At 41.1% G+C, this 16,818-nt stretch carries 15 protein-coding genes; all 15 read right to left on the bottom strand.

All coding sequences use genetic code 11. The features are described 5' to 3' along the window. Positions 1 to 276 precede the first annotated feature (276 nt). Entirely contained in the window at positions 277 to 1,446 is a 1,170-nt protein-coding gene (locus FB379_RS15350; RefSeq protein ID WP_144598322.1) for a thiolase family protein, read from the bottom strand. Between the two features lie 245 nt (positions 1,447 to 1,691). Further along, positions 1,692 to 2,093 (bottom strand): MaoC/PaaZ C-terminal domain-containing protein, encoded by a 402-nt coding sequence (locus FB379_RS15355; protein ID WP_130158402.1) that lies wholly within the window; start codon positions 2,091 to 2,093, stop codon positions 1,692 to 1,694. Continuing rightward, the gene (locus FB379_RS15360; protein WP_144598323.1) at positions 2,090 to 2,539 is read right to left on the bottom strand and encodes a MaoC family dehydratase N-terminal domain-containing protein; all 450 of its coding nucleotides are present in this window, start codon (positions 2,537 to 2,539) and stop codon (positions 2,090 to 2,092) included. The genes FB379_RS15355 and FB379_RS15360 overlap by 4 nt, the downstream gene beginning before the upstream one ends. A 22-nt stretch (positions 2,540 to 2,561) precedes the next feature. Continuing rightward, positions 2,562 to 3,326: a beta-ketoacyl-ACP reductase gene (locus tag FB379_RS15365; RefSeq protein WP_130158406.1), complete on the bottom strand. Its 765-nt coding sequence runs from the start codon at positions 3,324 to 3,326 to the stop codon at positions 2,562 to 2,564. An 80-nt stretch (positions 3,327 to 3,406) separates the two neighbouring features. Continuing rightward, a complete protein-coding gene (locus tag FB379_RS15370) occupies positions 3,407 to 4,585 on the bottom strand; it encodes an acyl-CoA dehydrogenase family protein (RefSeq protein WP_144598324.1) in 1,179 nt (392 codons plus the stop codon). Between the two features lie 116 nt (positions 4,586 to 4,701). Next, a complete protein-coding gene (locus FB379_RS15375) occupies positions 4,702 to 5,889 on the bottom strand; it encodes a thiolase family protein (RefSeq protein WP_144598325.1) in 1,188 nt (395 codons plus the stop codon). Positions 5,890 to 5,997: 108 nt separating this feature from the next. Further along, positions 5,998 to 7,149, bottom strand: a complete 1,152-nt coding sequence (locus FB379_RS15380) for an acyl-CoA dehydrogenase family protein (RefSeq protein ID WP_144598326.1) — start codon at positions 7,147 to 7,149, stop codon at positions 5,998 to 6,000. A gap of 387 nt (positions 7,150 to 7,536) precedes the next feature. Beyond that, positions 7,537 to 8,517 carry an electron transfer flavoprotein subunit alpha/FixB family protein gene (locus tag FB379_RS15385; protein ID WP_144598327.1) on the bottom strand — a complete coding sequence of 327 codons (981 nt, stop codon included), beginning with the start codon at positions 8,515 to 8,517 and terminating at the stop codon, positions 7,537 to 7,539. Positions 8,518 to 8,539: 22 nt separating this feature from the next. Continuing rightward, positions 8,540 to 9,313: an electron transfer flavoprotein subunit beta/FixA family protein gene (locus tag FB379_RS15390; protein WP_063386871.1), complete on the bottom strand. Its 774-nt coding sequence runs from the start codon at positions 9,311 to 9,313 to the stop codon at positions 8,540 to 8,542. Between the two features lie 79 nt (positions 9,314 to 9,392). After that, positions 9,393 to 11,012, bottom strand: a complete 1,620-nt coding sequence (locus FB379_RS15395) for a long-chain-fatty-acid--CoA ligase (RefSeq protein WP_066248718.1) — start codon at positions 11,010 to 11,012, stop codon at positions 9,393 to 9,395. 220 nt (positions 11,013 to 11,232) lie between these two features. Next, entirely contained in the window at positions 11,233 to 12,003 is a 771-nt protein-coding gene (locus FB379_RS15400; protein WP_144598328.1) for an SDR family oxidoreductase, read from the bottom strand. A 20-nt stretch (positions 12,004 to 12,023) separates the two neighbouring features. Continuing rightward, on the bottom strand, positions 12,024 to 13,172 hold the full coding sequence (locus FB379_RS15405; RefSeq protein ID WP_144598329.1) for an acyl-CoA dehydrogenase family protein: 1,149 nt from the start codon (positions 13,170 to 13,172) through the stop codon (positions 12,024 to 12,026). A 284-nt stretch (positions 13,173 to 13,456) separates the two neighbouring features. Next, a complete protein-coding gene (locus FB379_RS15410; RefSeq protein WP_144598330.1) occupies positions 13,457 to 15,133 on the bottom strand; it encodes a sigma-54 interaction domain-containing protein in 1,677 nt (558 codons plus the stop codon). A 215-nt stretch (positions 15,134 to 15,348) separates the two neighbouring features. Beyond that, positions 15,349 to 15,981: a HoxN/HupN/NixA family nickel/cobalt transporter gene (locus tag FB379_RS15415; protein WP_130158577.1), complete on the bottom strand. Its 633-nt coding sequence runs from the start codon at positions 15,979 to 15,981 to the stop codon at positions 15,349 to 15,351. 26 nt (positions 15,982 to 16,007) lie between these two features. Beyond that, positions 16,008 to 16,817: an urease accessory protein UreD gene (locus tag FB379_RS15420; RefSeq protein WP_144598331.1), complete on the bottom strand. Its 810-nt coding sequence runs from the start codon at positions 16,815 to 16,817 to the stop codon at positions 16,008 to 16,010. Position 16,818 lies beyond the last annotated feature (1 nt).

A 16,818-nucleotide genomic window follows, 5' to 3' on the forward strand; every position in this document is an offset into this window, starting at 1 on the left:
GATGTCGTTAAAAAACAGCTTCATGTGGCATAAGGGGTACTCCGTTTGTCTCTTTTTACATGGTAATTATTGTAATGAAAATTGCTCAACTACAGGTTTCAATAGATTTTCAATGGAACTGATGCAAATATTTTTAACAATTTTTTCTTTGTAAACAAAATAATCTCATTGCCACACCTATCAAATGAACCGTTTCTTTAATACTTGTTTTGATTATTATCTTAAAAATTTTTCTATTTTCTATTAAGAGGCGAAGAGAGGCAGTTTTTACTTTTGTTATTCCCGTTCGATAATCGTTGCAATTCCCTGTCCCCCGCCGATGCAGGCTGTTATTAAAGCATACCTTCCTCCTGTTCGCTGCAGTTCATAGACAGCTTTTGTGATTAAGATCGCGCCCGTCGCACCAAGCGGATGGCCGTGAGCAATCGCTCCGCCGTTTACATTTAATTTTTCAGGGTTTATATTTAACTCCCTGTCGCATGCGATGACTTGAGCGGCAAACGCCTCATTTATTTCAATGAGATCGATATCGTCCAAAGTCAGTCCTGCTTTTTTCAGCACCTTTTTTGTTGCTGGAACGGGGCCAATCCCCATAATATTTGGATCTACTCCAGCGACAGCATACTCGCGAATGGCTGCCAACGGGGTTAAACTTAATTCCTCTGCCTTTTCCCTTGACATAACAACTAATGCTGAAGCGGCATCATTTAAACCAGAGCTGTTTCCAGCCGTAACTGTTCCGCCTTCTAAAAAAGCCGGCGGCAGCTTTGACAAAGCCTCCATCGTCGTTTGAGGACGAGGATGTTCATCCGTTTGAAAAACGATCGGCTCTCCTTTTTTGACAGGGATGGCTATCGGAACAATTTGCTCGTCAAACCGCCCCTCCTTCATGGCGGCGGCCATTTTTTGCTGGCTCTTAAAAGCGAATGCATCCTGTTCTTCACGACTGATCCCATACTTTTTCGCAAGATTTTCTGCAGTAATTCCCATTGGCGGATCACCAATTTCCTTTGGTGACAATTGGGACTTCCGAAAGCTTGGGGGCTTCGGACTATATGGTTTTTCCGGTCGGTCCATTAAATATGGCGCTCGACTCATGCTTTCGGTTCCGCCGGCAATATACACATCCCCATCTCCAGCCCGGATTGCCTGTGAGGCAAGGTTTACCGCATTAATGCCAGAACCGCATTGCCGATCAACGGTTACGCCGGGAATTTCAATCGATAAACCTGTTTGCAGTGCAGTCAGCCTGGCAATATTTCCGCCGCCGCTTAATACATTCCCAAAAATCACATCATCTATCATATCTGGTCGAATATTAGCCCGTCTTACCGCTTCTTTTATCACTTCAGCTCCAAGCACGTGTGCCGGAACGGAAGCAAGTGCACTGCCTTGTTTTCCTATTGCTGTACGTACAGCCGAAACAATCACGGCATCTCTCTTCACTAATCTCGCGCCTCCTTTATATGCTTTCTTTCACCTTGCAGTTTAAAGCTTTTGAAAAAACTTGAATCTATGTCGTCCAGCTTAGATTGTAAAAACGTATTACGGCAGCTTTTTCCTCATGCACTAGAAGTTTACGTACTGCACTTTTAGATCAAGCGAAAACTTACATTAATACGTTTTGGTCTGCTGATCCCAACAATAGTGAACTTTTTGACAGTAATGTAGGGCCCCCTCAAACTTTCTCCTTAATATTTCGAAAAGATGACCTCTCCTTTTACGACTTCGCTGTCATGTTGATTTACGGCCGCCACATCAAAACGGTATTGTTGGTCGAATTTTTCTTTTAATGTCGCTTTCAACGTGATCACATCATTTAGAAACACTTTCCCTATAAATCTTACAGAATAATCCTTCACAAACCCTTCATGATAATAAGGGGTAAAAAGTTTTGCCAGATTCCCCATTGTCCACATGCCATGTGCTATAATGCCCGGCAAACCAGCTTTTCTTGCTTCTTCATCTATTGTATGAATCGGGTTATAATCGCCTGAAGCTCCAGCGTATTTAATTAAATCTAATCTTGAAACAGGTTTGAGCTGAATGACTTGTAATGACTTCCCCTCTTGTAAATCAGACAGGCTGTTCAAACGATCATCTCCTTTCGAACCGCTTCCGTAATAATAATCGTTTGTTTAGAAGTAAAAATTATTTCACCGGTTGGATCTTCTCCAAAGCCTTTGAGGACTAAAAATCCCATTTTACCGCTCTTTCCCATTTTCTCAACATAATCCTCCACTTTTAACCAACAAAAAATTTCTTCTCCTACTATTAACGGCCGTACATAATGAAACACCTGCTCACCATGAATTAGCCCTTTTTTCGGCAGATTCAATCCGGCAATTACCCCAAAATCAAATACTCTCGGAAATGTCGGCGGTGCAATATTGCGTTGATAGCGTGATTTTTTTCCTGTTTCTTCATCGATGAAAATCGGGTGAGGATCTCCGATAGCTTCGGCAAATTTCTTTACAGCACCACTTTCAACGATATTTTTTACCTTGTTAGAACACTTTCCGATATGCTGTTCAAACATTTGGAACCACCCCCGTCGATTTCTAGTTTTTCGGGCCCCCGGTTACATATAACACTTGCCCGTTCACAAAAGACGATCTTTCATCTGCAAAAAATGCTACCGCGTTTGCAATATCAAACGGCTTTCCACTTCTGCCTACAGGTATATTGGCAGCTCTAGCGCTTACAAACTGCTCAAACGGCACGCCGATTCTTCTAGCTGTTTCCTTCGTCATATCAGTTTCAATAAATCCAGGCGCAACCGCATTTACCGTAATCCCAAACTTGCCAAGCTCAATGGCAAGCGTTTTGGTAAATCCTTGGATCCCTGCTTTTGCTGTTGCATAATTTGCTTGGCCGCGGTTGCCGAGAGCGGAAGTCGATGAAATATTAACAATCCGTCCGTATTTTTTTTCAACCATATATTTTTGAGCAGCCCGTGCGCAGTAAAAAGAACCTTTTAAATGAACATTCATCACGGTGTCCCAATCAGAATCTGTCATCTTGAACAATAAATTATCTCGAATGACACCGGCATTGTTGACAAGAATATCTATGGAACCGAAGGTATTCACGACCTCTTCCATCGTACCTTCCACTTGTTCTCGATCAGTCACATCCGCCGCTTTTGCAAAAACCTCAAATCCCTTTTCTTTCAGTTCATTTGCTGTGGCCTTTAACGCTTCCTCATTTAGATCAATAAATGCCACTTTTGCTCCTTCCTCAGCGAAAAGCTCGACAATACTTTTGCCGATCCCACGGCTTCCTCCTGTTATAAAAGCAACTCTCCCATCAAATCGACCAGCCATTTCTGCTCCTCCTAACCATATTTTCGAAAAATTTCGTCATTTCCGGTTAAATTTGTATTAAAGTGACGTTTCATGAATGGTTAAATAAATTGACCGATTTTTACATGTCCTTTTAAAAGGTTTCTTGCAATGATCATACGTTGAATTTCATCTGTACCGTCATAAATTCTCCAAAGCCTTGCTTCCCGGTACCATCTTTCAATTGGCAATTCTCTTGTATATCCCATTCCGCCGTGAATTTGTAAAACTCGATCCACTACTCGATTCCCCATATTTGCGCCAAACAGCTTCGCCATCGAAGCTAAATGCCGATTATCCTCTCCTTGATCAAGAGTATAGGCAGCATTTAATACCAGCCATTTTGCCGCTTCGATTTCAACAGCTGAATCAGCAATTTGCCATTGAATGGCCTGTCTTTCAGCAATCGGTTTTCCAAAAGTAATGCGCTCTTTTGCGTAGTCGATCGCCATTTGCAAAAGACGCTCAGCTGCGCCGACTGCTCTTGCTCCGACAACCCATCTAGCAAAGCCGATCCATTCCAGTCCAAGGCTATAGCCTTTATGCAATCCACCTAAAATATTTTCTTCCGGGACGCGAACATTTTCAAACACCAGCCCGGCCGGTCCCCATTCTCCCATCGTATGAATATACTCTGATCTCCACCCCATTTCTCGATCAACAATGAAGCATGTAACCCCTTCACGGCCATTGGATTCTTTATGCTTTTCTTTATCTGTAATGGCAATGACCATGACAAAGTCTGCTTCGTTTCCGCCAGTGATGAACGTTTTTTCACCGTTCAGCACCCACTCATCGCCGTCTTTTACGGCAGTCATCTTTATGTTTCGTGTATCTGACCCTGCACTTGGCTCAGTCATGGCAAAGCATGACTTCTTCTCCCCATTGATCGTCGGTATTAAATATTTTTTCTTTTGCTCTTCATTTGCATAGTAAAGAATATTATCTGCTGAACCGCCAAATTTAAATGGTACAAACGTTTTCGCAACCTCCATATAGACGATCGCCAGCATAACATTTCCTAAATCTGCTCCTCCGTATTCGGCTGGTGTGTTAATTCCCCAAAAACCAGCTTCTTTCGCTTTCAGCTGAAGCTCTTCAAGCTTGCCAGGCGGAAGGCTGGGCTTTCCTTCCCTTTCATTTCTGAGCACTTCATTTTCCAAAGGCATTAACTCTTTTTCAACAAATTTTTTTATCGTTTTTTGAACCATTTTTTGTTCTTCAGATAGACGTAAGTTCATGTTAATCTCTCCACCCTTTTCCAATTAAGATGAACTATTGATTCTCCTATACTACCGGCCAGAATGTATATCCCTTTGCAGCGGATTTTGATCAGGGGCTTTGAAGCGGTTGATTTTTAAACGATCAAATTTTCAATCAGCATGGCCATTCCCTGTCCACCGCCTACACAAAGAGTTGCTATACCATATCGGTTATTTCTTCGCATCATTTCATAAAGCAATGTCGTGACAATCCGTGCTCCGGTCGCACCTAAAGGGTGGCCGAGAGCGATCGCCCCTCCATTCACATTTACTTTGTCATAGTCAAGGTTTAGTTCGCGAATGACTGCAAGCGCCTGAGAAGCAAACGCTTCATTCAGTTCGATTAAATCGATATCTTCCATCTTTTTTCCTGTTCGCTCCAGCAATTTTTGCACCGCTGGAACGGGTCCGATCCCCATAATTTCCGGGGATACGCCTGATTGCGCCCAATTTACAATCCGGGCTAATGGCTGAATGTTCAACCTTTTTGCCTTTTCTTCGCTCATGATGACCAATGCGCTCGCGCCGTCATTTCTGCCGCACGCATTACCTGCTGTCACCGTTCCGTTATGACGAAAGGCCGGTTTTAATTGCTGCAATTTTTCCAAGGTTGTATTCGGGCGCGGATGTTCATCTGTATGAAAAATGAACGAATTTTTCTTGCTGTTTATTTCAATCGGAACAATTTCAGCTTGAAAATTCCCTTCTTGGATGGCTCTCTCTGCGCGCTTTTGGCTTTCTAATGCAAATAAATCTTGTTCTTTCCGTGAAATATTATATTTTTCCGCAACATTTTCTGCGGTTATGCCCATTCCCAGCTGATCTCCATAGATTTCATTCGGCTGCTGACCTGCCTCAGTATTGGAATCTACCAAATACGGCTGTCCCGTGCCAAAGCGAACACCTCTTAAATAGAAAGGCGCCCTTGACATATTTTCCGTGCCGCCGGCAACGACAATTTCCGCATGGCCTGTTAAAATTTGCTGTACAGCTGAAGCGATTGCCTGCATTCCTGAGGCGCATAAACGATTCACAGTAAAGGCGGTTGCCGTTTCAGGGATTCCTGCCCGCAATGCGGCGACTCTGGCAACATTTGAAGATTCCGTCGTTTGCCTTACCTCGCCTAAAATCACTTCATCTACTTGGGTTGGCCCGATTTTTGCTCTATTTATTGCCTCTTTGATAACATGACTAGCCAAAAATCCGGAATTGATATCCTTTAATGCTCCGCCATACCGGCCGATCGCTGTTCGAACAGCGCTGGCAATGACTATGTTCTCCATGTACGTTCCTCCCCAGAGAGCAGCTTTTTAATTTTTTTTATATTATTTTTCCAGTAATCTATTGTTATCCGTTTCGAAACACTTGCATTTACAGCATGACCATAATGGTTATTGGCCGTATTCCTTTTGTAATTGGCGGGCAATGATGTTTTTTTGAATTTCCGATGTTCCTTCATAAATTCTCGTAATCCGGGCATCTCGATAAAATCTTTCAATTGGATAATCTGAAATATAGCCAATACCGCCATGAATTTGAACAGCTTTATCTGCGACACGGTTATACACTTCCGACCCGTATAGCTTTAACATTGCTGCCTCTTTTATCACTTTCATTCCTTGATCTACCATCCACGCAACACGGTAGGTAAATGAACGCAATGTTTCAATTTCCATTGCCATTTCTGCAAGCATGTGAGCAACAGCCTGGTGTTCAATAATCGGAACATCAAATTGAATGCGTTCTTTTGCATATTGAACGGATAAGTCTAAAAGCTTTTGACAAGATCCTAAATTTCTGGCTGCTAATCCGGCTCGGCCATTCGCTAAAATTTTTAATGCATTCACATATCCTTGGCCTTCCTCCCCTAAAATATTTTCAGCTGGAACCTCGCAATCTTCTAAAATAATTTCAGCAGAATGAGAGCCTTTCAACCCCATTTTCTTTTCAACTGCTCCAACACGAAAGCCGGGGAAGTCCTTTTCTACGATAAAGGAAGTGATTCCCTTTGATCCTTTAGATGCGTCTGTTACGGCCATGACGGTGAAAACATCCGCTACCGTAGCGTTTGTTATATAATGCTTTGTGCCATTCAAAATATATTTTTCTCCTTTTTTGATCGCGGTCGTTTTTAAGTTGGTTGCATTGGAACCAGCGCTTGGCTCCGTCAAAGCAAATGCTCCTATTTTCTCCCCCCGCGCCATGGCTGGCAAGTATTTTTTCTTTTGCTCTTCATTGCCCATTTCGACAATTCCGACTGTGCCGATGCCAGTGTGTGCTCCGATTAATGTTGTAAAACCGTTATGGGTGGCGCCAATTTCTTCATATAAAGCACATTTCCCCACCATCCCGATTCCAAGCCCGCCGTATTCTTCGGGGATGCTTAATCCAAACAAGCCCAGTTCCTTGGACATTTCCACAATATGTTCGGGGATTTTATCTTCTTCTTCAATTTGTTTCGCAACTGCTTCGACTTCTGCTTGAACAAAATCTCGCACATTTCTTTTTAACAATTCGATCTCTTCATCCAGCTGAAAATCCATTTTTTCACCTCTTTTGTCCCCAATTTAAAGCTTGCTTCACTGATGGTTTATTCGAGCAAACCGGTTGGATGATGCCGAATCGTCCATCTCTGTCCGCCTCACTCTGTCATAGAAACGGTTCACCCAAGATGCTTGCAATACATGTAAACAAGTTAGCCGTTTGATCAAAAGTGCCGACAAGACAAATTCATTCCATGAGGGAAACCTTTCAACATTTTAAAAACGCTTTCCTTTCATGCTGCGAATCGCACCCGTTTTCCGAATAACTATCTAGCATATAGAGATTTTCCCTAATCCTCTCTCTCTTCATGGCAGCTTTGCTAAAAACAGCACAAGACTTTTGAATGGAAATTCCGATCTTCAGGAAAACCAAATTTTTAATGCGGTTTAGAAACTGAGGACCTTTAACTTTTTAAATTCCTCTGTCAACATTGGGACCACGTCAAACAAGTCACCGACAATTCCGTAATCCGCCACTTTAAATATGTTTGCTTCCGGATCTTTATTAATGGCGACAATCACTTTTGAATTGGACATGCCGGCTAAATGTTGAATCGCTCCAGATATTCCGCAGGCAATATATAAATCAGGTGTAACTACTTTGCCAGTTTGGCCGATCTGCATCGAATAATCGCAATATCCAGCGTCACAAGCTCCGCGGGATGCCCCGACAGCTCCTCCCAATACTTCCGCAAGCTCTTGGAGCGGTTTAAAGCCTTCTGCACTTTTCACTCCACGACCTCCGGCGATAATTACTTTTGCTTCTGAAAGATCAACACCTTCAGCAGCTTTTCGAACGACGTCCTTTACGATCGTGCGCAAGTCTTTTATTTCAACCGATATGGAAGCAACTTTACCTGTTCTTTCCTCATTTTTCTCCAATGGCGCTATATTGTTTGGTCGAACAGTAACCAACATAATCCCCTCTGTTACCACTCTCTTTTCGAATGCTTTTCCCGAATAGATGGGTCGTATAAAGGTGATATTGTCACCGTCTGCCTCAATAGCTGTTACATCAGAGACGAGCCCTGCGTTTAATTTTGCGGCAATTTTCGGTGAAAGATCTTTTCCTAGTGACGTATGACCGAAGACAATTCCTTCTGGTTTTTCCTCCTCAATCACTGCCATCAGCGCTTGAGCATACCCATCAGGAGTATAATGATTAAATTTTTCATTTTCCGCCACTACCACCCGATCCGCTCCATAGGCTATCATGTCTGAAGCAAGATTTGCTGCTTTTTCACCTATTAAAATTCCAACAACCTCTCCTCCGTTTGCTAACACTTTTGCAGCTGCAATTGCTTCAAACGAAACATTGCGCAGCGCTTTATCGCGGATCTCTCCTAAAACGATTACTTTTCTTGCCATCCTCATCTCCCCTTTGTCGTGATTAAATGATATTTGCTTCGCTTCTTAATAATGAAACAAGTTCTTTTGCCTGATCTTCTAATTCACCTTTTAATATCTTGCCCGCCTCTTTTTTAGGAGGTAAGAAGATTTCTAATACTTTCGTTTTTGGCTCGACATCATCTTCTTCCAAATCCAAGTCATCTAATTCTAATTGCTCCAGCGGCTTTCTCTTTGCTTTCATAATGCCTGGCAAAGATGGATAACGGGGCTCATTCAATCCTTGTTGAGCGGTGACCAGCAAAGGAAGCGACGCTTCAATCACTTCTACATCCCCTTCGACATCACGCTCAATTTTTACTTTTCTTCCGTCAATTTCTAGCTTTGTGATCGCTGTTACATAAGGTATTCCAAGCAGTTCGGCAACGCGAGGTCCTACTTGGCCGCTTCCGCCGTCAATCGCTACATTACCGGCTAAAATAAGGTCATAGTTCTTTCCTTCTAAATAGGTTGAAAGAACTTTTGCTGTCGTCCATTGGTCTCCATCCTCAACATCCTCCTCAAGATTAATGAGAACTGCTTTATCTGCCCCCATTGCAAGAGCTGTACGCAATTCCTTTTCACCGTCTTCATTTCCAGCCATAACAGCTGTTACTTCTCCGCCTTGTTCATCGCGAATTTGAATGGCTTCTTCAATGGCGTACTCGTCATATGGATTGATGATAAATTCTGCTCCTTCCTCCTGAATGATTCCATCAGTCAATATAATTTTCTCTTCCGTATCAAACGTTCGTTTGATCAAAACGCATATGTTCATATTTATCACTCCAGTCTTTTTTTAGAACTTAATGTGCTGACCGCTGCCAATTTTTCAGCTGATCGTTTTTTAAAAAGCTTCAAACATTTCTTTTCTGTGATTTTTCCTCTTCTACTAATATTCTTTTTAATAGTTTTCCAACCGAATTTCTCGGAAGGCTGTCACGAATCTCGAATTCTTTTGGCACTTTATATCTTGCTAATTTGGCATAACAAAATCCTTTTAATTCTTCAATGTCCATTTCGCTATTATGTTTCGGAACAATATACGCCTTCACGATTTCCCCTTCGTTTTGATGAGGAATCCCGACAACTGCTGCTTCTTTTACATTTGGATGCTCATATAAAACGCTTTCGACTTCTTGCGGATATACATTAAATCCGCCAACGATGATCATTTCTTTCTTTCTGCCGACAATATAGAAATATCCTTCATCATCCATCATGGCCAAATCCCCTGTATAAAGCCATCCGTTTTGAATAGCCTGTTTGGTTTCCGCCTCATTGTTCCAGTACCCTTTCATCACTTGCGGCCCTTTAATTAAGAGCTCCCCGATCATTTTCGGACCTAGCTCATGATCATTTTCATCGACAATTTTGCAATCTGTAGCCGGCAACGGAATGCCGATGCTTCCAACTACCCGTTTTCCAAATGGCGGATTGCGGTGGGTGGTCGGCGAAGCTTCGGACAAGCCGTACCCTTCACCAATTGCCGCTCCTGTCAGCTTTTCAAAACGTCTTAACACCTCCACCGGCAAAGGTGCTGAACCTGAAGTGCAAACTTTTAGTTTTTTTAAATCATATTGATCGATGTCAGGGTGATTGACAAATGCGTTATACATCTTCGGAACGCCTGGAAATTGACTTGGCCGATATTTCTGTATTTTTTCAAGAATATCTTGAACGTCAAACTTTTGGAACAACAGTATTTTGGCACCAATGTAAATCCCTAAATTCATCGCACATGTCATCGCATAAACATGATACAAAGGGATTGCCGTCAAAATGATTTCTTCTCCGAAAATCATTTTATCGCCATACATCAAATAACTTTGAATGACATTGGAGGTTAAATTATAATGTGTCAGCATCGCACCTTTCATTTTCCCTGTAGTCCCGCCAGTATACTGAATCACTGCCACATCCTCTTTTGCTTGGACATCCGTACATTTTTCAAGCTGTTTAGAATAATCTATTAAGGCTTTCAAATCGATAAATTGCCGATCTTTTTCTTCCGTGTTTTTTTGAGAAACGAAGATCTTTTTAAAAGGATATATGTGTTTTGCTTCTTTTATTTTTATTAAAGCGTTTTCATCAGCCACTATATATGAGATTTGTGAATCAACAATAATTTGCAAAAGCTCCCTAACCGTGTAAAATGGGTTAATTTGCACAACGGTTAAACCTAATGCAAGTGCTGCGTAATATGAGATAATATAATGAGGATGGTTGGCAAGCATTAACCCGATTCTTTCCCCTTTTTGAAGCCCCATTTCGTTCCATGCTGCAGCTAGTTGATCGACTCGGCATTTTAACTCGTTATAAGTGATTTCTTCATTTTCAAAAATGACGGCAATGTTTTTGCCAAATCGCTTTGAAGTTTGCTCCAAAAAATTGTATAAAGATACTTCTGGAAAATTGAATGTTGACGGTTGATCTTTATACCATTTGCTCCACGGGCGTCCTTCTAGCAATTCCAAAATTGCAACCTCCTGCGCTTTTTATTGAAGACAAATAGCTTCTTTTCAGTTTATGACCCTTAACGTTCAAAACTGTTCACATCTATGCCGTTATTTTTTCTGAATTTTCATAAAATTAATTCGTTAGAAGGCACTTCTTTTCCTCTTATCTCGAAACAAAATTGCCAAAAGCTTCCCACCTGAATCCGATTCAACCAAAGCATCTAACAGTTCCCCGTTCTTACAGAGAACTGCCTCCATCAATTGCGACAATTTGGCCTGTCACATAATTGCTGGCAGGGCTTGCAAAAAAGAGCACCAATGCCTTTAATGAATCCGTATCCCCGATTTTTCCTAACGGGTTGCGTTTTTTTATTTCGTCTCCTTTTTGGCGAAGGGTATAATCTGTCATTTTTGTATGGAAAAATCCCGGAGCAATCGCATTAACATAAATGTTGTGCTTTGCCCACTTACGGGCTAGCTCTTTTGTAAAATGATGAATGGCTGCTTTGCTTACGCTGTAACCGGTCGCATTTAAAATTTCAGGAGATTCAGCTTTTAATCCGGCAACAGAACCAATATTGATAATTTTTCCATATTGTTGTTTAATCATATGCTTGCCTGCTTCTTTCGACATGAGGAAAGTACCTGTTATATTCACATCGATCACTTTTTGCCAAGCCTCAAGCGGCATGTCTTCAACATCGGCTCCCCAAGTTGTGCCGCTATTGTTGATTAAAATATCGATTTTGCCAAAATCATTGATCACCTCGGTTATAAATTGCCGGACGCTTTCTTCATTTTGAACGAAGCATTGATACCCTTTCGCGTGAATATTGTATTGTTTTTGAATGTTTTCAGCTGTTTGCCTGCAAGTTTCAACCTTTCGGGAACAAATCGCCACATGACAGCCTGATGCTGCTAAAGCCTCTGCCATATGTTTTCCCAGCCCGGTCCCGCCGCCGGTAACGACGGCCACTTGATCGCGAATATGAAAAAGTTTATTTAGCACAAGCCATTCACTGCCTTTCCTTAAACTTCTTCGAGAATTTTTCTTGCGATAATGATTCTTTGAATCTCATTGGTTCCTTCATATATTTTTGTAATTCTGGCATCCCGATAGTACCGTTCAACTGGATATTCCGATACATACCCCATCCCGCCATGAATTTGGACAGCGCGATCTGCAACACGGTTAAAGACTTCAGAAGCAAATAGTTTGGCCATTGCTGCTTCTTTCATCACATTTTTCCCTTCGTCCACCATCTGTGCGGCCTTTAACGTTAACGTTCGAGCCGCTTCTGTTTCTGTCGCCATATCCGCAAGCATCCATTGAACCGCTTGAAAATGAGCAATCGGCTTCCCAAACTGGATTCTTTCTTTTGCATAGGCAGCTGACAGCTCAATAAGCTTATCACACGAGCCGACCGACCTGGCCGCCAGCCCAATCCGTCCTTCTGCCAAAATTTTTAAGGCTGATATATATCCTTTGCCAACCTCGCCAATAACGTTTTCTTCTGGAACTATGCAATTTTCCAAAATGACTTGTGCTGTATGAGATCCTCTTAATCCCATTTTTTTATCTTTTTTCCCTATGATTAATCCAGGAAAATCCCTTTCAACGACAAAGGCTGTAATCCCGCCTTTCGCTCCTTTCTCCTTATCCGTTACCGCAAAAATGGTAAAAATATCAGCTATCGGGGCATTTGTTATAAAATGTTTGATTCCGTTTAAAACCCAGTAATCTCCCTTCTTTTCCGCCCTTGTTGAAATATTTGTAGCATCCGAACCAGCCCCAGGCTCGGACAAGGCAAAACAGGCTATTTTTTCTCCGGCCGCCATTGCTGGTAAATATTTTCTTTTTAATTCATCAGAACCGAGCTTCACTAATCCTGTGCTACCGATTCCTGTATGTGCACTTATCATGCTGACAAAGCCGTTATGCGTACGACCAAGCTGCTCAAGAACGATCGCTTTACCAAGCGTATTTAAACCGATCCCGCCGTACTCCTCAGGAATACTGATTCCGAACAGGCCCAGTTCTTTCGCTTGATCGATGATATGTTGGGGAATTTGATCCTCTTCTTCTATTTGTTGAGCATATGGTTCTACTTCATTGTCCACAAACTGCTTCACCATTTGCTTCATCTGGTCGATTTCCTGTATCGTTGTTTCAAGCATGCAGCTTCCTCCTCAACAAGTTTTCATTTTTTTATAAGCAATAAGCGTGCCAATGGCACATGATCGTTTTATTGCTTTTTTCCGAAATGCAGCGGGGGAAAATAATTCATAAATAAATCACTTTGTAGAAAAGTCTTTATTTCTCGGAAAAATATTTGATTCAAATATGAATCGATCAAATCAGTTTTGATTCACAAAAAAACTCCAATCCTTTCTTGAAAAAGATTGGAGTAAATTTATTTTTATCAGCATTGTTTAAGAGGAGTATAAATGATCTTTGCATGCTAGTTTTCATGACCATTTATATTTAAGTTGTATTTTCTCAGCTTTCGAACCACTGTTGGCTGACTCGTTTGCAGTGCTTCCGCTATTTCATACGTCGTTTTATATTTTTTACAAGCCATTCTTAAAATATTCTTTTCAGCTTGCTCCATCGCTTCCTTTAAAGATGGAATATTCGAATGGAACGTATTTTCATTTTGATATTCCGGCGGCAAATGATGAACCTTTAACAATTGATCCCGATTTACGAGCACAATTCTTTCAATCAAATTGGACAGCTCGCGAATGTTTCCCGGCCAATGGTAATGGTAAAAAAAGTCTTTTAATTCAGGGTCTATTTTCTTTTGCTTCCGATATTTTTTGTTTACATTTCGCAAAAACACTTCTACTAATGGCAAAATGTCCTCTTTTCTTTCTCTTAGAGGAGGGATGTGAATCGGGACGACATTTAAACGATAAAATAAATCTTCTCGAAACTCCCCTTTTTTGACCATTTCTTTCAAATCACGATTTGTTGCTGCAATAATTCTCACGTCTACCTTTTTTGTTTTCGTACCACCCAACCTTTGTACTTCTCTTTCTTGAATCACGCGCAATAATTTGACTTGCAAGTTTAATGGCAATTCTCCCACTTCGTCTAAAAACAGCACGCCCTTGTCAGCCGCCTCAAACAAACCTTGTTTTCCCTTTGCATTCGCTCCGGTAAAAGCGCCGCCTTCATATCCAAAAAGCTCAGATTCCAATAATTCAGGGGGAATGGCTCCGCAATTGACCTTAACAAATTCCCCTTTAAACCTTCTTTCGCTATTGTCATAAATATGCCGAGCCAACACATCCTTCCCAACGCCCGTTTCGCCTAAAATCAATACGGTTGCATCTACATTGATAATTCGATTGGCAGTGTCGTAAATGAATTTCATCTGCTGGCTATTGACAACGACATCATGCTCATCTTCCTTGTTTCTTTTTAATCGGTCAATCTCTTTTTTATATGTCTCATTTAATTCATTTGCTTTTTTTAAGGCTTTCTGGAGCTCATTTAATTCGGACAAGTCGCGAATATTTGTGACAACTCCCTCAACTTCGCCGTTTTCGTTAAAAATCGGATTGCCTGTTAACAATGTTTCTCTTCCTGAATAGTTTAGTTGGACAACTGACACCGTTCTTTTTGTTTTCAAAACTTTATGAGTTACAGAGTCTTTTAAAATCCCTCTCTTTTGGAGATAATCTACCTTTTTCCCAATATAGTATTCTTTTGGAATTCCAGTAATTCGTTCGATTGCCGAATTCGTTTTAATCGTAACACCTTCTTTATCCGTAATATAAATGCCGTCGTAAGAGTTTTCGATAATGGCGTCTAATTCACGGTTAAGGCGATGGGTCTCTTTTAACTCATCAAGCAATGAAATTAAATCTAAGGAAAAAGTCCCTATATAAAAGAAATGTTGAGATTCTTCTATTTTCGTTTTCAGAAACATGCAGCTTTTCCCTTCCACCTCCGTTCGCACAACTTTTCCATGTTTGAATTCTTCCCATATATGAAATATGTCGTGTATTTTTTTATGTTTAGTAGAAGTACGGACGTATTCATTGAATACTTCGTTGCCAAAGAGGATTTCTTCGTTGGGGGACATGACAAAATAGGGAAAGGGGATTTGAAATTGAACGGCTGAGCTCATCTAACCACCTCTATCTCACAGTTTCGCGGATTTTTTAGGTTGGCGATTTTTCGCCTCTTTACATATATTTGATTTACGAACCAGTTTCTACAAAAAATGTGGATGATTATTAAAAGAATACAATACTTTAATGATTTAGTAAATAATCCCAATACACATGAAAAAACCCCATTTGGATGGAGTGATCCAAACGAGGTTTTAAGCAATTAATCGATTTATATAAACAATCCGTCTTTAAAGCCGATTTCATAAATATAAAAGGTGCCGTATAATATACTAATTGCTCCGGCAAGCGAGCAAATGAACGGAACATATTTTTTCACTTTGCTTCCGAGAATAAACGGCAGGCCGAGAATGGTTGTAAAACAAAACATGCCGATGATCGTCCCGACTCCGAAAATGCAGATGTATAAAAACGCTTGAAAATAGCTTTCAACAGTTGTCATCGTTAACAGCACCATTGCCGCGCTTCCTGCCAAACCGTGAATAAAACCGATGATCAATGATTTAATATTTGTATATTCCGTTTCATCGTTTCGCGCCAGTTTGTGCCTACCATCGCGAAGACTTAAAATTCCTAAAATCACTAACATAATCCCGACGAATAATTCCAATGTCAATGAAACCTTCTCCGGAATAGCTGTTTTTAATCCGATCACGATCATCCCGATCAACAAAAGGGTAGCGGTGTGTCCAATTCCCCAATATACTCCTGTTAAACTGGATTTCTTTAAAGTTTTTGTCCTGCTGGCAATTGTGGACACAGCAATCACATGATCCGGTTCAGTTGCATGTTTCATCCCGAGAATCAATCCGAAAAAAAGCACGGATAAAAAATTGACTGACACATTTTTCACCTCTTCTATTTATCTCTTTAATATTTTCGTAATAGGATTGGAGGTTCTTTTAATAGATAAGCTCTCGCCAATCGGTGAACTTCCAAAAACAGCCCCTCAATGTGATCGGTATGGTTTCCTAAAATTCTAATCATAAAGGCAGATGGCAAAAATCTTGAAATGCCGATCCGTCCATCAAACGGTCCTCCCTGCAAATGGCATGAAATCTTTTCCATTAATTTATCATCCACTTCGTCAGAAATAACGAGGAACGAACCGTAATGTGTATAGCCTACCATATTCAATAATTGATCAATTCCCCGATCCCCTTGTTGATAAAAATGATCGAACAAAATCAATCGATTTTCCTTATAAACTTTTAATTTTAGCCGAATTGCATCGAAACAGAACGGCTGCCCGGTTTCAGACCAGCCCGGCGTAATAATTTCTTTGTACAAAAAGGCTGCACCCTTTTCCATATGGACGATGGTTTCCTGCTCAAAGCGAGCCTGTTCATAAACGATCAACGGATCTGACAAACATTCCAGCACGCTGTCTTTTTGCAATGTAAACAAGAATTTCTGCTTGACAGGTTTTTTCGGTGTTTTATAAATTTTCGTTGAAGATTGTGACGTCACCGCAAGCCTTGCCTTTTCACCTAAGGAAATTTCTTGTGCGTATTCATCCCCGTCTACACATCCGCCGCCGACATGAATCACATAAACGATCGGTATCGACGATTCCGTATAGACCGGCTTTGTCATTTTCAAAGCTCCCTGAAAAAAGTGATCCGTAATTACGGTCCGCTCCCCTTTTTGCTCCGCGCGAATCTGCAAAATTCCTTCCATT

Origin of the sequence: Aeribacillus composti (genome assembly GCF_007827555.1) — a bacterium.
GTDB classification, from domain to species: Bacteria; Bacillota; Bacilli; order Bacillales; family Aeribacillaceae; genus Aeribacillus; species Aeribacillus composti.